Here is a 19,787-nt window from a genome sequence, read left to right on the forward strand (position 1 = left end):
GGCTTCGAGTCCTCGGCGTTCTCCACGCCGGACATCATGTCGGTCATCAGGTGCACTTCCATGATCGGGAGTTACACCGAACGTTTTACAGTCCCACAAGGGCCGCAGGTTCGACGTTGTGATCTGCGAGAGCGTCTCGCGGGTGGCTCGGCGTACGTACGAAGGACTCTCGATCGAACGCGAGTTGGAACGGGTCGAAGTCCCGTTGTTCGCCTCCAACGAGCCGATCACGCTGACAGGCAGCCGGGCGCAAAGGATCCTGCAGCGGCGGATCAACCAGTCGGTCGCCGAGTACGAAGTGCTCAACACGCTGGAGCAGTCGTGGGGTGGGTTGTGCACGCACGTCCGTGAAGGTTGGAACATCGGCAAGCCGCCGTACGGCTATAAGGCCAAGACCTACCGGCATCCCAACCCCACGAAGGCCGCCAAGGGGCAGACGAAGACCCGGCTGGAGCCAGACGGCATCCGCGCTGAGGCCGTCACCCAGATAGCGATGTGGCGCTACCACCAAGGGCTCGGCTACGGCACGATCGCCGACCTGCTCAACGCCGATCTGGCCAAGTACCCGCCGCCGCAGCCACCCAGCAAGGCCCGCGCCAGAGGTGCTTGGAGCAAGTCCAGCGTCTGCGAACTTCTGCGGAACCCGAAGTACACCGGGTTCCAGGTGTTCAACCGGCGGGCGACGCGGTCGAAGCGCGGGAAGGTCAACTCGCCGGTCCTGTGGGTGTGGTCGCCAGAGCCGGTGCACGAGCCGTTGATTCCGAAGTGGATGTTCGACGAGATGGCCGCGACGAGGCGGGCGCGGCAGGGTTCGCGGGACGACGACGCGAGCGTGCACTCCACAGCCACGCGCACGTACCTGCTGCGCGGCATGGTGTTCGACGCGTGCGGCCGGCGGATGTACGGCAGCTTTCGCAACCAGCGCGTCTACTACATGTGCTCAGCGCGCAGTAACAACCGCGGACGGCCCGACAGGTACTCCGACCATGCCGAGGTGGTCTACGTCCGCGAGGACGCGATCATGGAGGGCATTGCGGCCTTCTTCGCGGACCGCGTGTTCGGTCCTGAGCGGCGCGCACTGCTCGAAGCAGACCTTGCGGCCGTCGATGATCGCGAGGCGCAGCAGCAGCGTGCCGATGTCGAACGGGCCGAGCGGACGCTGGCCGACATCGAGCGGAGGCAGGCAGCGATCCTCCGTCAGGCGCAGGACGGCGATGACGCGTTCAGTCGCGGACTACGGCAGACCTACAACGAACTGGACGAGCAGAAGCGAGCGCTCGTGACGAACACCACAGCGATTGGTACAGCAGTACCAACCAGGCCGATAGCCGAGGACATCGCGCTGCTCGACGCGCTTCCACGCCTGGTCACGGACCTGAGCAAGGCTCCTGACCTGCTGCTACGACAGCTGTTCAAGATCACCCAGCTCGGCGTCCGCCTGAACGATGACCATGATCATCTTCTGGTTACTCTCCGGCTCCCCTCCACGCATCTTTTGGAGGTAGTCGAAGCGGCCGAACGGATCGCCGAAGCGACTTGTGAAACCAGTGAAACGCCTGATCAGGCACCGAATCCTTGTGCGGATCTAGTTGGTACCCCCGACGGGATTCGAACCCGTACTGTGATCCTTTTAAGGGACCTGCCTCTACCGATTGGGCTACGGGGGCGCGGTGAGCCTAGGGCTTGATCGTCAGCTTGTGTGAGCGGATGGTCGTTTCTCGCCCGAGCGGCCCAGCGAATTGGACTAGAGCGAGCACTCGCCTAAGCGTCGAACGGACCCGAACATCAGCGCGTCCTCCCCGCGCCGAGCAGCTCCTTGAAGCGCAGCGCCACCCAGTCGTGCACGGCGGCGGAGACGGAGTTGTCGCCTGCGCGGTGCTCGAACCAGCGCCAGTCGCAGTTCACGTTGATCTCCAGGAACACGTGCTCCGTGCCGGTCACCAGCAGGTCGAACGCGGCCACCTGCACGCGCCAGTGGCGGGCCAGGGCCAGGAGGCGGTCGGACAGCGACGAGGGCACCGAGGTGGGTGTCACCCGGACGGCATCGGGGTCTACCCAGAGTTGGGCCGGGTCCAGTTTGTCGACCTGGTAGGCGATGCAGTGCTCGCCGATCACGAACACGCGCAGTTCCGTGTCGGACGGGACGTACTCCTGCACGATCACCGGCGCCGGTTCCGGGGCGTCCGAGGCGCGTGAGGTCTCCAAGGGCCTGGGGAACAGGCCGTGCTGGACGCCGGGGCGGGGTTCCAGCAGGTGGCGGCCCGCCGTCTTCACTATGCAGCGGCCGCCGCCCGGTCGGGTCCGGCCCGGGCGGGTCGTCACGGCGGTGCGGGGGACGCGCAGGCCGAAGGCGGCGGCGTCGGAGAGCTGGGTGAGGCGGTCCAGGTGCGTCGAGAAGCGCGACGGGTTCACGTGGGCCCAGTCGGCCCGTGAGGACAGCCAGTTGGCCACTGAGGCCCACTGGTCGACGGCGTAGGCGCCGGCGAGGGTGCCGGGTTCGACGGGGACCGCGGAAAGTTCGAAGTGGCGGCGCCAGACCAGCAGGGGGCGCAGGAGCCAGCGGTCCAGCTCGATGAGCGGCTGGTCGGTGTAGACCGAGAGGGGGAGGTCCACGCAGCGGTCGGCGTCTATGCGGGCCATGCGGATGCCGCGTTCCGCCAGGGCGATGGAGAGCTCGTTCATCTCCATGTCGGCGGCGCGGGCCAGGACGAGCACGCAGGGTTGCGGGTTGCCGTCGCCCTCGTCGACCATGCCGAGGCGGTGGACCTGTTCCTGGAAGTCCAGGCACTTGGGCGGTGAGCGGAAGAGGTAGTCCTGCCCCTGCAGGAGGAGGGGCCTTGCAGCCTCGGACGGGGCACCCGGCACCCGTCCGTCAGCTGACCTGCTCAATCGTCCTTCTTGCTGCGGAAACTCTGCCCCGCCTGCGCGTACTCCGTGGCGTACTGCGCCAACGCGGGGTCCTCGATCTCACCGCGACGAAGCTGTGCGGCCAGCTCCTCGAGAGACATCGGTTCACCTCACTCCCCACATGGCAAATCACGCATTCAGGTGATGCACCAGCCGTAGTCTCGGTAACACGTAACGCAATGTCAAGGCAGCCCTCGCAGCTTACTCCGATCGGGGGCTCAAGTTCCGCCTGAGGAGCAGAAAAGTGCCCCGAATGTGGTCTCATTCGGGGCACTTCGTTACTCACCGATAGTGACATCGGGCGTCACCGCGGGCAGCGGTCAGGACTGCACCGCGCGGTCGAAGTCCGACTTCGGGTCGTTGATCTGGCCGAGCGCCACGACCTCGCGGCCGTAGAACAGCGCCTGCGTCCAGTCCATCAGCACGCGCAGCTTGCGGTTCACGGTCGGCATGAACGCCACGTGGTAGCTGCGGTGCATGAACCACGCCGGCACGCCCTTGAAGCGCAGGCCGAACACGTCCGCGACGCCCTTGTAGAGGCCGAGGCCCGCGACCGAGCCGAGGTACTTGTGGAAGTAGTCCTTCGGCTTCTGGCCGCGCAGCGACGCGACGATGTTCTTCGACAGCAGCTTCGACTGGCGGATGGCGTGCTGCGCGTTCGGCACGCACGTCGCCGTCGGGTCCTCGTCGGTGCGCGAGAGGTCCGGCACCGCGGAGCAGTCGCCGGCGGCCCACACGCCGTCGAGGCCCTGGACCTGCATGGCGGCGGTGCACCGGACGCGGCCGCGCTCGTCGAGCGGGAGGTCCGTGTTGCGCAGCACCGGGTTCGCCTTCATGCCGGCGGTCCAGATGATCGTGTCGGAGTCGAACTCGGTGCCGTCGTCGAGGACGACGTGGCCGTTCTCGAGCGACTTCACGCGGGTGTCGAGGTAGATCTTGATGCCGCGCTTCTCGAGCGCCTCGACGGTCCACGCGCCGAGCTTGGCGGAGACCTCGGGCATGATCCGGCCGGCGGCCTCGACCAGGACCCAGTTCATCTCTTCGGGCTTGACGCCCTCGTAGTAGCGGAGCGCATACCGCGTCATGTCCTCGAGCTCGGCGAGCGTCTCGATGCCCGCGAAGCCACCACCGATCACGACGAAGCTGAGGAGCTTCTTGCGCAGGTCCGCGTTGTTGGTGCTGGCCGCCTGGTCCAGGCGCGAGAGCACGTGGTTGCGGACGTAGATCGCCTCGCCGATCGTCTTCATGCCGATGCCGACCTCGGCCAGGCCGGGGATCGGGAGCGTGCGGGAGATCGCACCCAGCGCGGAGACGAGCACGTCGTACTCGATCTCCTCGACGTGGCCGTCCGACAGCTCGGCGGTCACGATCTTGCGCGCGTGCTCGATCTTGGTGACGCGGCCGGTGACGACGTGGCAGCGCTTGAGCACCTTGCGCAGGGGGGCGACGACGTGGCGCGGCTCGATCGAGCCGGCCGCCGCCTCGGGCAGGAAGGGCTGGTAGGTCATGTGCGGCTGCGGGTCGATCACCGTCACGGAAGCCTCACCGGAACGCAGTTTCTTCTGCAGACCGAGAGCCGTGTACATACCGACGTACCCACCGCCGACAATGACGATTCGTGTGGGTTGCGACTTCACAGCAGCCATACACACATGGTGGCACCACGACCCCATTTTTCGCGCGTCGTGAGGGGCTGTTGTGACTACCGTCGCCAGGTGATGCCCGACACGATCGCGGCTGACCTGGGACTTGACCGGAGGTCGAGCTGTTCTCCCTGAGAGTACCGATTCAGATCCTCAGCGCGACGACCCCGACGAGGACCGTCAGAGCCCCCAGTCCGAGGAGCTCCACGAGCCCGATCGCGGCACCCGTCGGGATGAACGCGGTGAAGGCCGCGACGCCAAAAGTGATCACCTGGACAATGGCGAACCGGCGGGCCGGTGCTTTCAGCGCGGCGGGCTCGATCTTCGTTTTCACCGGAACGACCGCGGCGATGGCGGACATCACGTGAATGAGGTGTAACGCGGGGATCATCAACAGAACACCGATCCTCAACGGGTGCCCTTCGCCGAACGCCATCGCGAGCGCCGCGTACCCGATCAGCAACGCCGCCCCGGCGCTTCCCGGCATGAGCGCGGTGACCGCCGTGAGCACCGCGACGACGACCAGCGGTGCCACCGAGCCGGCCTCGGAGTGCAGGATCACCGCCACGGGCAGCGCGGCGAGAACGATCGCCAGTCGCATCAGCACTCGGTCGTCACCCGCACCCCGTGCTCGGTCATGCGCCGCAGCCGCAGCCGGTGCTCCGCGGCGATCAGCTCGGCGGCCACCTCGCCCCACGGCGCCTCCGGATCGGGCACCAGCGGCACCGGCAGCGTGCTGATCGCCAGCACGACGTGACCGCGCTTGCGCGTCTGCACGGCCAGTTCGGCGATCTCGTCGTCGAGGAACGGCGACAGCAGCACGACGACGGACCCGTGCGGCAGCCTGCGCAACGCCACGCGTGACGCCCACCCGGCGGCCTGCACGCACACGACGAGCTGCGTGCGGATCCGCATCAGGTGCCGCCGCCCCACGCCGGAACGCACGTTGAGCTGCGGCCGGCCCAGGTCCACCAACGCCACCCGGTCGCCCTGCCGCAGGTAGCCCGCGGCCATCGACGCCGCACGGCGCACCGCGCGGTCCAGGCTGCCGCCGGGGCGCGTCGTGGCGCCGTACTGGGGCGAGGACCAGTCCGCGACGGCAGCACCGACGTCCGTGCGCGTGTCGAGCGCCAGCACGACCTCCGCGTCGGCCTCGGCGTGCCGCTCGCGGACGTGGACGGTGCCGGTGCGGGTGGTGACGCGCCAGTCGATGCGCTTGAGCCGGTCCCCCGGCTGGAACGCCCGGATGTCGCGCAGCTCGGTGGAGTCGCCCGCCCGCGGCGACCGGTGGATGCCGACCAGACCGGCGGGCCGGGGCGGCAGCGGGCCGGACGGGTGGTGCTCGACCGGCGGCAGGATCGTGCGGACGTGCTCGGTGCCGACGATCGGCCCGTAGACGTGCAGGCCGTCGGGTCCGGCGAAGAGGTGGTCGAGCCGCAGGTCGACGCCGGGTCCCCACGCGTCGCGCCGGATCTCCACGGGCAGGTCGGGCGAGTGCGCCGGCACGGCCTTCACCCCGCCCGGCAGCTTGACCACGGCGATCTCGGCGTCCGCGCCGTCGACGTGCGCGACGGTGTGCACGACGCCGGCGCCCGCCCCGCGCGGCACCGGGCGGACGCTGACCGTCGGCGTGCCCTTCGGCTTGTGGGTGAGCAGCACGGACAACACCAGCGGCGCACCGAACAGCACCAGCTCGACCTGGTGCAGGAACAGCCCGGCGACGACGAGCCCGACACCCAGCCAGACCGCGCGCGAGTGGGCGTCGGTGGGGTGCCAGTGCGCGCCGTGCGACTGGGCGAACGCTTCCCGGATCTTGTCGGCCCTGCTCATGCGCTGGGCGGGCCCGGGACCTTGCCGAGCAGCTCGGTGACGACCTGCACGCCGTTCACGCCGGAGGTCCACGTCTCGGGCTTCATCACGAGCCGGTGCGCCAGCACCGCGATCGCGCACTCCTTGACGTCCTCGGGCGTCACGTACGCGCGTCCGTCCAGAGTGGCCAGAGCACGGGCGACGAGCACGAGCCCCTGGGCCCCGCGCGGCGACGCGCCGACCTCGACGGACGGGTGCCGGCGGGTCGCGACGGCGAGGTCCACGCAGTACCGCAGGAGATCGTCGTCCACGGTGGTCCGTTCCAGCTCGGCCTGCAGCTCCGCGAGCCGGCCGGCCGCGAGGACCGGCGGCACCTCGGCCTCCTCGCGCTGCCGGGCGATGCGGTGCCGCAGGACCTCGACCTCCTCCTCGGCGGGCGGGTAGCCGATGTCGAGCCGCACCAGGAACCGGTCGAGCTGCGCCTCCGGCAACGGGTAGGTGCCCTCGTACTCGACGGGATTCGAGGTGGCCAGCACGTGGAACGGCCTGGGCAGCGGGAACGTGCGGCCCTCCACCGTCACCTGGCGCTCCTGCATGGCCTCCAGCAGCGCCGACTGCGTCTTGGGCGGCGTGCGGTTGATCTCGTCGGCCAGCAGCAGGCCGGTGAACACGGGCCCCCGGTGGAACTCGAACTCGCGGCTGCCGGGGTCGTAGAGGAACGAGCCGGTGACATCCGCGGGCAGCAGGTCCGGCGTGCACTGCAGGCGGCGGAACTCGAGGCTGAGCGCCTGCGCGAGCGACCGCGCGATCAACGTCTTGCCCAGGCCCGGCACGTCCTCCAGCAGCACGTGGCCACCGGCCAGCACGGCCGCGAGCGCGAGCCGCACGGTCCGCGTGCGCCCGACGACGACCTTGCCGATCTCGGCGAGGACGGCCTCGGCCTCCAGTTCGATGCTCACTCGACCCTCCTGAGCCGTTCCGCGAGGTCCTTCGGGTCCGGCAGCTCGGCCGCGTCGATCCCCAGCCGGGCGAGCCGGGCGCGGAACCGCTCCTGGTAGCGCCGCGGGTCCTGCGCCGCCTCCTGCAACCGGCTGGCGAGCGTGCTGGCGTGCGCGGTGCTGATCGAGCCCGCGGGCGGCGGGTCCGCGCTCCAGACGACGTCGGTGGCGCGTGGCAGCTTGCCGACCAGCAGGGCGAACGCGGTGGGCGGCACGGCCAGCGCCGCGGCCCACCCCGGTGGCGCGCCGAGCCACCAGATCACCACGCCGGCGATCGTTCCGGCCACGAGTGCCGGCACGGTCTTCACGCGAGCTCCCGGATGATGCGGCCAAGCTCCCGCTGCGCCTCGTGCGCCTGCTCGCGCGTCACGTCCTCGTGCCCGAACCGCGCGCTGGTAGAGGTTCCTGAGGACGCCCGCGTCGACGCCGAGCCCGTTCGTGAACTCGGTGGGCGTCTGGTGCGGCCTGCGCGGTTCGGTCGCCTCGAGCGCGAGCCAGGCGGCGATCACGGCGTCGCGCGGCGCCCGGTGCGGGTGCGCGGTGAACTCCTGCAGGGCCTTCTCGACGCGCTGCACGACCGGCGTCGCCTCGACGTCGTGGCTCTCGACCTCGATGCCGCGGGTGCCGCGGCGCCGGCGCCACCGGGGCAGCTCGACGGCGAGGACGATGCCGACCAGTCCGAACAGGACGAGTCCGGCGAGGATCAGCAGGAAGACCGTGAACGGCACGGCGATCACGTCCGGCAGGTCCTGAGGGAGCGCGAGGTCGAGCGCGGGTTCGCGGTTCTGCGGCGGCGGCCGGTCGTCGAGGCGGTTGACGAGGGTGATCGGGGACGCGCCGGCGGCCGCGACCACGACGACCAGCAGCGCCGCCACCGCCAGTCCAGCCCGCCACCACCTCATGCCGGTCAGCCTCGCACGGTTCGGGCGGCTACTCGAACCTTTCGGCGGGTACCAGGCCGTCGAGGAACGTTCGCAGGTCAGGCGCCAGCGCCAGCTCCGACTCGTCCTCGGCGTCGAGCCACACCACCGACGGCTCCCCCTGCGGCCCGCACGCGCGGTAGTCCAGGGCGATCCACCAGTGCCCGTCGCCGTTCAGCAGCACGACGGGTGACGGCAGGTCCCACTCCTCGACCAGGTAGGGCGTGTCGAGCAACGTCAGAGCGCTCCCCTCCGGCCCGATGCCCATCACCGAGTCGAACGGGACGTGGTCCGGCGCCCACGAGGTCGCCGAGGCGACGGGGAACGCCGACCGCCCGGGAACCACGGAGCCGCCGTTCTGCACGCGCAGCAGCTCCAGCAGCGCCTCGGGCAGCCGCACGCCGAGCAGGGCCTCGGCCTCGCGGACGGCGTCCCGGGTGAGCGGTGGCTGCACGCCGTGCGTGCCGGTGTCCCAGAACTCCACGGCGGGCATCCTAAGCAGGCGCGACGGCCCGGCGCAGGACGTCCTGCAGCATCTGCTGGGTCAGCTTCCCGGTGAAGGTGTTCTGCTCGGTCACGCCTGGACGTTCGCAGCGTCGAACTCCTGAATCAGGTCGTCGACCAGTACGACCATCGACATCCTGATCTCATCCGGATCGCTGAAGCCCGCCTCCGCCTCTGCGGCAAGCCTCGGAAGCAGATCATCAGGTCCGATCGCCAGAACGCGAAGTTCGGCCACCGCCTGCTCGGTCACCGCGCTCGACAGCTCGTGGGACACGAGATCCCGCAGACCACGCGCCAACTCTGCCGTGTCGAAGGTGCGCAGCAACCGAAGCACGTCGAGGCCGTCTTTCGGCTTCAGCCTGTGCATCTGCGCTCGACGCTCGGAAATCTTTGTGATCTTCGAGACGATGAGCGCTCCGGCACCCGCAACTTTTATCTCGAACGATCGCGAGTCTGCCGCGTTCAGGGCACCGATCACTCGAACGCTGTTGTCCACGACCGCGGCTTCCAGTCCCAGGGTCTTGCGGGCCGTGGCTTTGTCGTCGTGGGGTGGTTGAAGACGAGCCGAGCGCCGACCCGAGCCCCCGCACAACTCTTCAGGTGCCATCAGATCGACCGCGACTCCTCCCTCTCCCAGCCACCGTCCAGGTTGATTGCCCGGTACGAAGCCGCCTGCACGCATGGCTTCCACCACCGCGGGCTCGTCCGCGAGGTTCTCCGGGATGAGAGCGAGGTCAGCATCCGTGGTGGTCGGAGCGGTACCGAAGTCTGCGGTCCCTGTGTGCAGGTAGACAGCTTGCGCACCAACGAGGATCACCGCATCGCGATGCGCTCCGAGACCACTCAGCGCATCGAGCAGAACACCCCGCGCCAGCACGTATTCAGGCGTGATCATTCTTCCAACCCGGTTCATCTGATTCAAGCACTGCCAAGAGTTGTTCGGCTTCCTCCGTGGAGCGCCCCGGCCCGGTCAGCAGATCGACAACGACTTGGGCGGGAGCCGCATATTCAAGCCCCTCGATGCGTCGCGAACGCGCAAATACGACATCGTCGTAGGGCCGCATGACGAGCACGTTTGTTCCGCGCTCAACGGTTCTCAAGTTGAGATGCTCCATGAGGCCGATCGGATCCTCGGCGTACAAGCTCAGCGAAACCAACGGCGACACGGCTGCCAAGTCGTGCGGTAAATACGCACGTGCAGCGGCAGAGCCCGTCACGACGACACGCGAACCCACGCCTCGCAACGATGTCAGAGCATGACCCAACCCTCTGGGATCCAAGGTCGCGATGACTTCATTGGAGGCCATGACCTTGTAGTCCTGCGCCCAGCGATCCACCAGTGCACGCTTCCTGACAGAAGTTACCGCCCCGTCCTGATTTCGCGTGATGACCGCTTCCCGGTCGAGCAGCTCGAGCACCCGCGCGCTCGAGGCAGCACCGACCTGAGCACGCGCTGCCAGATCCCGGACTCCGACAGGCACCGTCGTATCGCAGAGTTCGAGCACGACTTTCGCCGCCGCAGGACCACGAAGCGATTTGAGCAGCCGATCAGCGGGGTCCCGGAACCCGCTTCGGTCCGCACCAGCTCGATCGACGAACAGGGCCGGATCGTCGACCCTCAGGCGCAGGTTTCCGGTCAAGTCGAACCAGCCCATGAGGCGACGCCGACTCATCTGCTCACGAGTAGCCGGTGACACGAAAGGCGCTATGAGCATCAGCGCGCCGATCTTGAGCCCGCGTTCGCCGGCCGCTCGCGCGTACTCGTCGAGCTGCTCTGCCACTCTGGACACATCTCTTGGCGCCACTACCCCTTTGCACTCCAGCAACACCACCGCTGACGCTCCACCAGGTGCTGTGATCACCAACTGTCCGTCCGGCCTGTACGCACGCCGGGAGCCGAGATCTCCACTCACCTCGTCGAGCTCGAGCGACCAGGTCGGCGGCAACGTCGACCTGATCGCACGCACCGCCGACAGGACGAGCTCAGCCTCAGTCGTTCCACGTTCCGCACCGTTCCAGGACACATGGAACATGCTATTTTGCGGAACACTCTTCGTAAAGCGACCTGCTCACCACGTTCGGGTGGTCGACACCAACTTCAGCAGCTCTGATCGTCCGGGCTGATCGCCCGGCGCAGGACGTCCTGCAGCATCTGCTGGGTCAGCTTCCCGGTGAAGGTGTTCTGCTGCGAGACGTGGTAGCAGCCGAACACGCGCAGCCCGCCGAGCGTGACCTCCACGCCGTGCCCGAACTTCGGCCGTGCGGAGCCCAGCAGCGGCAGGAACGCCTGCCACCCGAACGCCCCGAGCACCACGACGGACCGCAGCGACGTCATCAGCCCGATCTCCTCGCGCAGGAACGGCGTGCAGCGGTCGCGTTCCTCGGGTGTCGGCTTGTTCGCGGGCGGCGCGCACCGCACGGGGGAGGCGATGCGGACGTCGTGCAGCTCCAGGCCGTCGTCCAGCGCCCACGCCTCGGGTTGGGAGGCCAGCCCCAGCTCGTACAGCGCCCGGTAGAGGAAGTCGCCGGAGCGGTCGCCGGTGAACATGCGGCCCGTCCGGTTCGCGCCGTGCGCGGCGGGAGCGAGGCCCACGATCAGCAGCGAGGCGTCCATCGGACCGAAGCCCGGCACCGGCTTGCCCCAGTACTCCTGGTCGCGGAACGCGGCCCGTTTCACCTGCGCGACGGACTCGCGCCACGCGACCAGGCGCGGGCACGCTCGGCAGGCCGTTATCCGCTCGTCGAGTTCCGTAGTGTTGCTCCCATGTCCGAGGAGAAGACCGAAGAGAAGCCCGAATCTCCGTCTGATGACCTTGTCACCACCCAGCACAGCATCACCGTCAAGGGCCGCGAGCTGAACTACACCGCGACCACCGGGCGTGTCGTGCTCAAGGAGGAGGTGATCAAGGACGGCGTGTTCGAGGGCCACAAGCCCAAGGCGGAGGTGTTCCTGACCGCGTACACGCTCGACGGCGCCGACCCGCTCAAGCGGCCGGTGACGTTCGCGTTCAACGGCGGGCCGGGGTCCGCCAGCGTGTGGCTGCACATGGGGCTCCTCGGGCCCCGCCGGGTGCTCAGCGGCGACGTCGGCGACCTGACCCCGCCGCCGTACGGGATCGCGGACAACGAGGAGTCGCTGCTCGCCGAGAGCGACCTCGTCTTCATCGACCCGGTGTCGACCGGGTTCTCCCGCGCCGCGAAGGGCGAGAAGCCGGGCAGCTTCCACGGCTACCAGCCCGACATCGACTCGATCGCCGAGCTCATCCGGCTCTGGACCTCGCGCCACGGCCGGTGGATGTCGCCGAAGTTCCTCTGCGGCGAGTCGTACGGCACGCTGCGCGCCGCGGGCCTGGCCGAGCAGCTGCAGAAGAAGCACGGCATGTACCTCAACGGGCTCATGCTCATCTCCTCGGTGCTCGACTTCGCGTCGATCGAGTTCAACGAGGGCCACGACCTCGGCTACACGCTCTTCCTGCCGACGTACGCGGCCATCGCGCACTACCACGGCCTGCACGGCGACCGCCCGCTGAAGGAGGTGCTCGCCGAGGCCGAGGAGTTCGCGGTCCGCGACTACCCCTACGCCCTCGCGCGCGGCAACCGGCTCTCCGACGCCGAACGTGCCGCGACCGTCGAGAAGCTCGCGCGGCTCACCGGCCTGTCCGAGGAGTACGTGGACGCGGTCGACCTGCGCATCGAGCACATCCGGTTCTTCACCGAGCTGCTGCGCCGCGACCGCAAGACCGTCGGCCGCATCGACTCCCGCTTCACCGGCTGGGACACCGACTACGGCCGCGAGGGCATCTCCGCGGACCCGTCGATCGACGCGATCGTCGGCCCGTACGCGGCCACGCTCAACCACTACCTGCACGCCGAGCTGGGCTACTCCAGCGACCTGCCGTACGAGGTGCTGTCGCGCGTCATCGAGCAGTGGTCGTACAAGGAGTTCGAGGGCCGGCACGTGACGACCGCGGGCAGGCTGTCGGCGGCGATGAGGGCGAACCCGCACCTCAAGGTGCACGTGGCGTTCGGCTGGTACGACGGCGCGACGCCGTACTTCGCGGCCGAGCACCTGCTCGCGCACCTGCAGATCCCGAAGGAGCTGACGGCGAACATCGAGTCGGCCTACTACCCCGCCGGCCACATGATGTACGTGCACGAGCCGTCGCGGATCCAGCAGTCGGAGGACCTCGCGGCGTTCGTCAGGAACTCGTCCAACACGTGATCCTGGACCTGACCGACGACACCGTCCTGCACGAGCTGTGGACGGTGCAACGTCTCGCGTACGCCGTCGAGGCCGGCATCATCGGCTTCGACGGCATACCGCCGCTGCACGAGTCGCTCGACGACCTCCGGGCGTGCGGGGAGACGTTCCTCGGCGTCCGCGACGACGAAGGCCTTGCGGGAGCGGTGTCCTACCAGCTCGACGGGTCCACTGTGGACATCTGCCGGCTGGTGGTGCACCCGCGGGCCTTCCGCCGCGGGGTCGCCACGAAACTGCTCGACGCGCTGCCGGACGGACCGCAGACCGTGAGCACCGGCAGCAGGAACGAGCCGGCGCTCGCGCTGTACCGCGGGCGCGGGTTCGTGGAGATCGGGGAGCGCGAGGTCGGTCCCGGGGTGTCCATCACGGACCTCGCCCGGCCGTGATCGTCCTCCTCAACGGCACGTCCAGTTCCGGCAAGTCGAGCATCGCGGCGGAGCTGCTGCGCGTGCTGGACACCCCGTGGTTCCACCTGGCCGTCGACGCCTTCGGGGCGATGCGGTCCGTGGAACGCACCCTCGAACTGGGCGGGCCCGAGCTCGCGGACGTCCTGCGGCGCACGCGGGCGGGTTTCCACCGCGCGGTCGCGGGAATGGCTCGGGCGGGCAACGACGTCGTGGCCGACCACGTGCTGAGCGAGCCGTGGCGCCTGCGGGACTGCCTGACCGAGTGGGAGGGCCTGGACGTCGTGTTCGTGGGCGTGCACTGCCCTGTGGACGAACTGGAGAGGCGCGAACGGGCGCGGGGTGACCGGGTGCCGGGGCATGCCGCCGCGCAGCTGGAGAGCGTCCACCGGCACGGGCTCTACGACTTCGAGGTCGACACGGGCGCCGGCGGCCCGCGGGAGTGCGCTCTGGCGATCACGCGGTTCCTGAGCCGGCCACCCGGCCCCAGGGCCTTCGACGAGCTGAGGGGCCGCGCCCGCGGGCACGACCCCTCAACCACCTGAAGATCCAAGGTCACACGACCGCGCGCTCCTCGGCGAAGTGGCACGCCGCGGGGTGGTCCCCGTTGCGCGACACCAGCTCCGGCACCTCGGTCGCGCAGATGTCCTGCGCCTTCCAGCACCGCGTGCGGAACCGGCAGCCCGACGGCGGGTCGATCGGCGACGGCACGTCACCGGTCAGGCGGATGACGTCGCGACGGCCGCGCTGGGTCGGGTCCGGCACCGGCACGGCGGACAGCAGCGCCTGCGTGTACGGGTGCATCGGGCGCTCGTAGATCTCGGCCTCGGTGCCGATCTCCACGATCTTGCCGAGGTACATCACCGCGACGCGGTCCGACAGGTGGCGGACCACCGACAGGTCGTGCGCGATGAAGACGTACGAGAGGCCCATCTCGGACTGCAGGTCGCCCAGCAGGTTCATGACCTGCGCCTGGATCGACACGTCCAGAGCGGACACCGGCTCGTCGCACACGATCACCTTGGGCTTCAACGCGAGCGCGCGGGCGATGCCGATGCGCTGGCGCTGTCCGCCGGAGAACTGGTGCGGGTACCGGTTGATGTGCTCCGGGTTGAGACCCACGGTCTCCAGCAGCTCCTGGACCTTGCGCTGCCGGTCGCCCTTCGGCGCGACCTCGGTGTGGATCTCGTAGGGCTCGCCGACGATGTCGCCGACCGTCATGCGCGGGTTCAGCGACGTGTACGGGTCCTGCAGCACGATCTGGATGTCCCGGCGCAGCTTGCGCAGCTCCGAGCCCTTCATGCCGAAGATGTCGCGGCCCTCGAAGCGCGCGACGCCCGACGTCGGCGGTTCCAGGCGCATCAGCACCTGGGCCAGCGTCGACTTGCCGCAGCCCGACTCGCCCACGACGCCCAGGGTCTCGCCCTTGCCGAGCGAGAACGAGACGCCGTCGACGGCCTTGACGTGGCCCACGGTGCGCTTGAACAGCACGCCGACGCGGACCGGGAAGTGCTTGACGAGGTTCTCGACCTCGAGGATGGGCTCAGCCACGAGCGACCACCTCCTCCGCGATGTGGCACCGGCTGGTGCGGCCCATGCCGAGGTTGTGCACGGCAGGGACCTCCGTGGTGCAGCGGTCGAACACGCGCGGGCAGCGCGGGTTGAACGGGCAGCCCGGCGGGATGTTGGTCAGCGACGGCGGCAGACCCTTGATCGTCTTGAGCTCCTGGCCGCGCAGGTCCACGCGCGGCAGGGACTCGAGCAGCGACTCCGTGTACGGGTGGCCCGGCGCGCGGAACAGCTCGTAGACGTCGGCGTGCTCGACGATGCGGCCCGCGTACATGACCGAGATCCGGTCCGCGACGTCGGCGACGACGCCGAGGTCGTGGGTGATCAGGATCATGCCCATGTCGCGTTCTTTCTGGATCTCCGCCAGCAGGTCCATGATCTGGGCCTGCACGGTGACGTCCAGCGCGGTCGTGGGCTCGTCCGCGATCAGCAGCTCCGGGTCGAGCGCGAGCGACATCGCGATCATCGCGCGCTGCCGCATGCCGCCGGAGAACTGGTGCGGGTAGTCCGAGACCCGTCCCTTGGCGTTCGGGATCTTGACCTGGTCGAGCAGCTCGATCGCGCGCTTGCGGGCGTCCGCCTTGGACATCCCGCGGCGCACCTTGAGCTGCTCCTCGATCTGGAACCCGACCGTGAACACGGGGTTCAGGGCGGAGAGGGCGTCCTGGAAGATCATGGCGATGCCCTCGCCGCGAACCTCGCGGCGTTCGTCCGCCGACTGCTTCAGCAGGTCCTCACCGCGGAACTTGATCGTGCCGTTGGTGATGAACCCCGGTGGCGTGTCCAGGATGCCCATGATCGTCTGCGCGGTCACGGACTTGCCGGAGCCGGACTCGCCCAGCACGGCGAGGGTTTCGCCGGCCGAGACGTGGTAGCTCACGCCGTTGAGCACCTTCGCGACACCGTCGCGGGTGCGGAATTCCACGTGGAGATCCTCGACCTCCAGCAGTGGCTGAGTCACAGGATTCCCCTATCGGGACTTGGGGTCGAGGGCGTCGCGCACGGCGTCGCCGAGCATGACGAAGGCCAGCACGGTGATCGTGACGAAGCCCGCCGGGAACAGCAGCATGTGCGGCGCCGACTGGAAGTAGTCGCGCGACTCGGAGATCATCACGCCCCACGACACGACCGGCGGGCGCAGGCCGATGCCGAGGAACGCGAGCGTCGCCTCGGCGCCGATGAAGGCACCCAGGGCGATCGTCGCGTACACCAGCACGGGCGCCACGGTGTTCGGCAGCAGGTGCCGGAACACGATCCGCAGCGGGGACGCGCCGAGACCGCGGGCGGCCTTGACGTAGTCCTGCTGCTTCGCGACCAGCGTCGCCGACCGCATGATGCGCATGGCCACCGGCCACGACAGCACGGCGATCGAGAGCACCACCTGGGTGATGATCCTGGCCACGCCGGGGTTCTCCGTGGGCGCGTTGAGCGTCGTCAGGATGACGATCGCACCGAGCACGAACGGGATGCCGGCGAAGATGTCGGCGAACCGCGAGAGCACCGAGTCGAGCCACGTCTTCGCGTAGCCGGCGATGATGCCGATGATCGAGCCGATCAGCACCGTCAGCAGCGTCGCGAAGATGCCGACGAGCAGCGACGCGCGGGCGCCGTGCATCGCGCGGGCGTAGACGTCGTAGCCCTGCAGGTCGTAGCCGAACCACGCGTCGCCCGAGGGCGACTGCAGCGACTTGTCGAGGTCGGCGGCCCGCGGGTCGACCGACGTGAACAGCGTCGGCCAGATCGCCATCAGCACGATGACCGCGATGATCACCAGCGAGATGATGAACGTCGGCTTGCGGCGGAGCTCACCCCACGCGTCGCTCCAGAGCGACCGGGGCTTGCGCTGCTTCTGCGACGAGTCGTCGAGGTGGCTGGCCTGGTCGACGCCGGCCGCCGCGGACGCCTCGAGTCCGGCTCCACCGGACACGGATCCTGGGTCACTCATAGCGAATCCTCGGGTCGAGAACGGCGTACAGGAGGTCGACGAGCAGGCTCATCAGCAGGTACACCAGCACCAGCAGGGTCACGATGCCCGTGACCATGACGCCTTCCTTCTCCTGGATGCCGCGGAAGATCAGGCCGCCGATGCCGTTGATGTTGAAGACGCCCTCGGTGACGATCGCGCCGCCGAGGAGGCTGCCGAGGTCGGTGCCGAGGAACGTGATCACCGGGATCAGCGAGTTGCGCAGCAGGTGGATGCCGACGACGCGGGTCTGCGGCTGGCCCTTGGCGATGGCCGTGCGCACGTAGTCGGAGCGCCGGTTCTCGACGATGCTGGACCGGGTCAGCCTGGCCACGTAGGCCATCGAGAGGCTGCCGAGCACGAACCCCGGCAGGATCAGCTCGCCGAACGTCGGATCGGAGCTGACCGAGGTGTCCATCAGGTCGAAGCCCTGCGGGCCGAGGTAGAGCCGCAGCACGAAACCGGTGACGAAGACCGGCAGCGAGATCAGGAACAGTGTCGAGACCAGGACCAGGTTGTCCAGGAAGCCCGACTTGCGCAGACCGGTGAGGACGCCGGCGATGATGCCGATGACGGCCTCGATGATCAGCGCGATGATGCCCATCTTGAGCGTGATCGGCCACGAGGTGCTGATCTGCTCGCCGACGGAGACGCCGTTGAACGTGGTGCCGAAGTCACCGACGACCAGGTTGCCCAGGTACTTGAAGTACTGGATCAGCAACGGGTCGTTGAGGTTGAGCTTCTGGCTCATCTCGGCGATGTAGGCCGGATCGCACGGCCGCTGGCCGCACTTGCCCGCGAAGGGGTCCTGCGGAATCGCCCAGACGAGGGCGTAGATCAGGAAGGTGGTCCCCAGGAAGACCGGTATCAGCTGCAGCAGACGGCGCAGCACATAGCGACCCATGAGGTCGGCTCCTTGCGTGGTGGGGGCGCCCCGAGCCCTTCGGGAACCGCTCCGGCCCCGCGCCCGTGGTGTTCGACGGACGCGGGGCCGGACGGATCACTCGGAACTCAGGTGTTCGGAATCAGGCCTTGACGCGGAACGACTCCAGTGCGCCCTGACGCTTGAACGACATCTTGGCGTCGAGGAGGTTCTTCGAACGACCGCCGATGCCCTTCTCGTTCCAGGTCGGCATGGAGGGCAGGTCCTTGGCGATGATGTCCTCCGCCTGCTGGTACAGCTTGATCGCCTCGTCCTCGTTGGCCGTCTGGTCGGCCTTCTTGAGGAGGTCGTCGACCTCGGGCTTCGAGTAGTTCGAGTCGTTGGACGACCCACCCGTGCGGTACAGCGGGTTCAGGAAGTTCTCGATCGACGGGTAGTCGGCCGACCAGTCCGAACGGCTCATGCCGGTCAGCTGCTTGCCGTCGACGATCTGGCGGAACGCACCGAAGTTGGTGGCACCGACGAACTCGCAGTCCACGCCCAGCGTCTGCTTGATGCTGTTGCACGCCGCCTCGAGCGGCTCCTTGCGGCCACCGTCCTGGTTGGACTGGATGGTCAGCTTGCCGGTGAAGCCCGACTCCTTGAACAGCTCCTTGGCCTTCTCCGGGTTGTACTTGCAGTACTCACCACAGGTGTCGGCGCGGTAGCCCTTGATGCCGGGCGAGACGAAGCTGGTGGACGGCACGTACGAGCCGGCCAGCACGGTCTTCGTGATCTGCTCCCGGTTGATGGCCATCGAGACGGCCTGGCGCAGCTTCACGTTCTGGAACTGCGGGAGGTACTGCGGGAACGCGATCGCGCTCTGGCCGAGCAGGTTCGCGGTCACGACCGCGTCACCCAGGTCGGCCTTGTACTTCTCGCCGACCTTGGCCGACGGGGGCAGGGCCTCCATGAAGTCCAGCTTGCCGGCGACCAGGTCCTGGTACGCGGTCTCCTGGGAGGAGTAGATCTTGTAGTCCAAGGTCTTGAAGTGGACCTTGTCCTCGCCCTTGTAGTCGTCGAAGCGCTCCATCTTGATCAGCGCGTTCGGCGTGCGGGAGACGAACTTGAGCGGGCCGTTGCCGATCGGCTTGGCCTCGGCGGCCTTCGGGTCCGCGAAGAACGAGTCGGCCATCGGCGAGAACGGCGTGTAGCCGATCATCGTGGTGAAGACCGAGGTCGGACCGTTGAGGGTGACCTTGAACTCGTAGTCGCCCACGAGCTCGAGACCGGACATCTTGTCCTTGGCCGGCTTGGCGTTCTCGTCGGCCGGGTGGACGTCCTCGAAGCCCGCGATCGGGGCGAAGAACGATGCCGCCTGCTGAGCGTTCGGCGCGTACGCGGCCCAGTTCCAGGCGTCGACGAAGTTCTTCGCCTTGACCTCGGTGCCGTCGTGGAACTTCCAGCCCTGCTTGAGCTTGATGTCGTAGACCTTGGCGTCACTCGAGGTGATCGACTCGGCCATCAAGTTGTAGGGGGCGCCGTCCTCGGTCTTGTACCCGACCAGACGCGAGAACAGGGAGTCGGTGACCTTGCCACCGCCCGCCTCGGTCGTGTTCGCCGGGAACAACGTGCTCTTGGGCTCGGTGCCGTAGATCGACACCGTGCCGTCCGGGTTGTCCTTGCCATCGGCGGCGTTGTTGCTCCCGCCACCGCCGCCGCCGCATGCGCTGAGCGTCATGGCGAGCGCGGCTGGCAGAGCCACCCACGCAACCCGTGATCGCGACATCAGTCTCTCCCGCCTTTCCCCGGCGCCGCCGCAGATATTGCGTGCGCGCGCCTCCCCGGGAGGTCTCGTCCACCTCCCAAAACGTGAGAGGACGTTAACCGGGGCGTCCAGTGGTACGCGCACCGAAAGCGGTCACAAACTCGTCACGATCACCTCAA

General features: G+C 68.4%; 19 protein-coding genes, 1 tRNA gene and 1 pseudogene. 4 read left to right on the forward strand and 17 right to left on the reverse strand.

Annotation, left to right across the window (positions count from 1 at the left end; all coding sequences use genetic code 11):
* Positions 1-142: 142 nt before the first annotated feature.
* Positions 143-967 (forward strand): annotated as a pseudogene (locus ACFWGZ_RS13890) (recombinase family protein); the annotation flags it as partial.
* A 623-nt stretch (positions 968-1,590) separates the two neighbouring features.
* On the opposite strand, the gene ACFWGZ_RS13895 reads toward ACFWGZ_RS13890, so the two are convergent.
* The 12 genes from ACFWGZ_RS13895 to ACFWGZ_RS13950 all read right to left on the reverse strand — a co-directional run bounded on the left by ACFWGZ_RS13895 (position 1,591) and on the right by ACFWGZ_RS13950 (position 11,515).
* Positions 1,591-1,667 (reverse strand) — tRNA-Leu (locus tag ACFWGZ_RS13895).
* 118 nt (positions 1,668-1,785) lie between these two features.
* On the reverse strand, positions 1,786-2,889 hold the full coding sequence (locus ACFWGZ_RS13900; protein WP_382451855.1) for a RimK family alpha-L-glutamate ligase: 1,104 nt from the start codon (positions 2,887-2,889) through the stop codon (positions 1,786-1,788).
* Positions 2,886-3,008 carry a hypothetical protein gene (locus ACFWGZ_RS13905; protein ID WP_382417096.1) on the reverse strand — a complete coding sequence of 41 codons (123 nt, stop codon included), beginning with the start codon at positions 3,006-3,008 and terminating at the stop codon, positions 2,886-2,888. Before ACFWGZ_RS13905 ends, ACFWGZ_RS13900 begins: the two co-directional genes overlap by 4 nt.
* 219 nt (positions 3,009-3,227) lie before the next feature.
* Positions 3,228-4,553: an NAD(P)/FAD-dependent oxidoreductase gene (locus tag ACFWGZ_RS13910; protein WP_382451856.1), complete on the reverse strand. Its 1,326-nt coding sequence runs from the start codon at positions 4,551-4,553 to the stop codon at positions 3,228-3,230.
* 142 nt (positions 4,554-4,695) lie between these two features.
* Entirely contained in the window at positions 4,696-5,151 is a 456-nt protein-coding gene (locus tag ACFWGZ_RS13915; protein ID WP_382451857.1) for a hypothetical protein, read from the reverse strand.
* A complete protein-coding gene (locus ACFWGZ_RS13920; protein ID WP_382451858.1) occupies positions 5,151-6,380 on the reverse strand; it encodes a DUF58 domain-containing protein in 1,230 nt (409 codons plus the stop codon). The genes ACFWGZ_RS13915 and ACFWGZ_RS13920 overlap by 1 nt, the downstream gene beginning before the upstream one ends.
* Positions 6,377-7,318: an AAA family ATPase gene (locus tag ACFWGZ_RS13925; protein WP_382451859.1), complete on the reverse strand. Its 942-nt coding sequence runs from the start codon at positions 7,316-7,318 to the stop codon at positions 6,377-6,379. The genes ACFWGZ_RS13920 and ACFWGZ_RS13925 overlap by 4 nt, the downstream gene beginning before the upstream one ends.
* Positions 7,315-8,259: a hypothetical protein gene (locus ACFWGZ_RS13930; RefSeq protein WP_382451860.1), complete on the reverse strand. Its 945-nt coding sequence runs from the start codon at positions 8,257-8,259 to the stop codon at positions 7,315-7,317. The genes ACFWGZ_RS13925 and ACFWGZ_RS13930 overlap by 4 nt, the downstream gene beginning before the upstream one ends.
* A 28-nt stretch (positions 8,260-8,287) precedes the next feature.
* Entirely contained in the window at positions 8,288-8,761 is a 474-nt protein-coding gene (locus ACFWGZ_RS13935; RefSeq protein WP_382451861.1) for an SMI1/KNR4 family protein, read from the reverse strand.
* A 90-nt stretch (positions 8,762-8,851) separates the two neighbouring features.
* Entirely contained in the window at positions 8,852-9,676 is an 825-nt protein-coding gene (locus tag ACFWGZ_RS13940) for a hypothetical protein (protein ID WP_382451862.1), read from the reverse strand.
* Positions 9,663-10,562: a type IV toxin-antitoxin system AbiEi family antitoxin gene (locus ACFWGZ_RS13945; RefSeq protein ID WP_382451863.1), complete on the reverse strand. Its 900-nt coding sequence runs from the start codon at positions 10,560-10,562 to the stop codon at positions 9,663-9,665. The genes ACFWGZ_RS13940 and ACFWGZ_RS13945 overlap by 14 nt, the downstream gene beginning before the upstream one ends.
* A gap of 317 nt (positions 10,563-10,879) precedes the next feature.
* Entirely contained in the window at positions 10,880-11,515 is a 636-nt protein-coding gene (locus tag ACFWGZ_RS13950) for a uracil-DNA glycosylase (RefSeq protein ID WP_382451891.1), read from the reverse strand.
* A 30-nt stretch (positions 11,516-11,545) separates the two neighbouring features.
* Between ACFWGZ_RS13950 and ACFWGZ_RS13955 the strand changes: the two genes are divergently transcribed.
* The 3 genes from ACFWGZ_RS13955 to ACFWGZ_RS13965 are packed head-to-tail and all read left to right on the forward strand — an operon-like array spanning position 11,546 to position 13,991.
* Positions 11,546-13,003 carry a S10 family peptidase gene (locus ACFWGZ_RS13955; RefSeq protein WP_382451864.1) on the forward strand — a complete coding sequence of 486 codons (1,458 nt, stop codon included), beginning with the start codon at positions 11,546-11,548 and terminating at the stop codon, positions 13,001-13,003.
* Positions 13,000-13,428, forward strand: coding sequence for a GNAT family N-acetyltransferase (locus ACFWGZ_RS13960; protein WP_382451865.1), 429 nt, complete (start codon positions 13,000-13,002; stop codon positions 13,426-13,428). Before ACFWGZ_RS13955 ends, ACFWGZ_RS13960 begins: the two co-directional genes overlap by 4 nt.
* Positions 13,425-13,991, forward strand: a complete 567-nt coding sequence (locus ACFWGZ_RS13965) for a chloramphenicol phosphotransferase CPT family protein (RefSeq protein ID WP_382451866.1) — start codon at positions 13,425-13,427, stop codon at positions 13,989-13,991. Before ACFWGZ_RS13960 ends, ACFWGZ_RS13965 begins: the two co-directional genes overlap by 4 nt.
* Positions 13,992-14,001: 10 nt before the next feature.
* Here ACFWGZ_RS13965 and ACFWGZ_RS13970 read toward each other — a convergent pair whose 3' ends face one another.
* The 5 genes from ACFWGZ_RS13970 to ACFWGZ_RS13990 all read right to left on the reverse strand — a co-directional run bounded on the left by ACFWGZ_RS13970 (position 14,002) and on the right by ACFWGZ_RS13990 (position 19,629).
* Complete coding sequence (locus ACFWGZ_RS13970) at positions 14,002-14,997, reverse strand: ABC transporter ATP-binding protein (protein WP_382451867.1); 996 nt, start codon at positions 14,995-14,997, stop codon at positions 14,002-14,004.
* Positions 14,990-15,976 carry an ABC transporter ATP-binding protein gene (locus ACFWGZ_RS13975; protein WP_382451868.1) on the reverse strand — a complete coding sequence of 329 codons (987 nt, stop codon included), beginning with the start codon at positions 15,974-15,976 and terminating at the stop codon, positions 14,990-14,992. Before ACFWGZ_RS13975 ends, ACFWGZ_RS13970 begins: the two co-directional genes overlap by 8 nt.
* Positions 15,977-15,985: 9 nt before the next feature.
* A complete protein-coding gene (locus ACFWGZ_RS13980; protein WP_382451869.1) occupies positions 15,986-16,960 on the reverse strand; it encodes an ABC transporter permease in 975 nt (324 codons plus the stop codon).
* Positions 16,953-17,882 carry an ABC transporter permease gene (locus tag ACFWGZ_RS13985; protein WP_382451870.1) on the reverse strand — a complete coding sequence of 310 codons (930 nt, stop codon included), beginning with the start codon at positions 17,880-17,882 and terminating at the stop codon, positions 16,953-16,955. The genes ACFWGZ_RS13980 and ACFWGZ_RS13985 overlap by 8 nt, the downstream gene beginning before the upstream one ends.
* 121 nt (positions 17,883-18,003) lie before the next feature.
* Entirely contained in the window at positions 18,004-19,629 is a 1,626-nt protein-coding gene (locus tag ACFWGZ_RS13990; protein ID WP_382451871.1) for an ABC transporter substrate-binding protein, read from the reverse strand.
* Positions 19,630-19,787: the final 158 nt, after the last annotated feature.

The sequence above is a fragment of the Lentzea sp. NPDC060358 genome (genome assembly GCF_042725365.1).
Lineage (GTDB): Bacteria > Actinomycetota > Actinomycetes > Mycobacteriales > Pseudonocardiaceae > Lentzea.

Bases quoted from the DNA above. Each gene is read 5' to 3' on its own strand.
- ACFWGZ_RS13905 (WP_382417096.1), bottom strand. From the start codon at position 3,008: ATGTCTCTCGAGGAGCTGGCCGCACAGCTTCGTCGCGGTGAGATCGAG.
- ACFWGZ_RS13910 (WP_382451856.1), bottom strand. From the start codon at position 4,553: ATGGCTGCTGTGAAGTCGCAACCCACACGAATCGTCATTGTCGGCGGT.
- ACFWGZ_RS13915 (WP_382451857.1), bottom strand. From the start codon at position 5,151: ATGCGACTGGCGATCGTTCTCGCCGCGCTGCCCGTGGCGGTGATCCTG.
- ACFWGZ_RS13920 (WP_382451858.1), bottom strand. From the start codon at position 6,380: ATGAGCAGGGCCGACAAGATCCGGGAAGCGTTCGCCCAGTCGCACGGC.
- ACFWGZ_RS13930 (WP_382451860.1), bottom strand. From the start codon at position 8,259: ATGAGGTGGTGGCGGGCTGGACTGGCGGTGGCGGCGCTGCTGGTCGTC.
- ACFWGZ_RS13940 (WP_382451862.1), bottom strand. From the start codon at position 9,676: ATGATCACGCCTGAATACGTGCTGGCGCGGGGTGTTCTGCTCGATGCG.
- ACFWGZ_RS13955 (WP_382451864.1), top strand. From the start codon at position 11,546: ATGTCCGAGGAGAAGACCGAAGAGAAGCCCGAATCTCCGTCTGATGAC.
- ACFWGZ_RS13980 (WP_382451869.1), bottom strand. From the start codon at position 16,960: ATGAGTGACCCAGGATCCGTGTCCGGTGGAGCCGGACTCGAGGCGTCC.
- ACFWGZ_RS13985 (WP_382451870.1), bottom strand. From the start codon at position 17,882: ATGGGTCGCTATGTGCTGCGCCGTCTGCTGCAGCTGATACCGGTCTTC.
- ACFWGZ_RS13990 (WP_382451871.1), bottom strand. From the start codon at position 19,629: ATGTCGCGATCACGGGTTGCGTGGGTGGCTCTGCCAGCCGCGCTCGCC.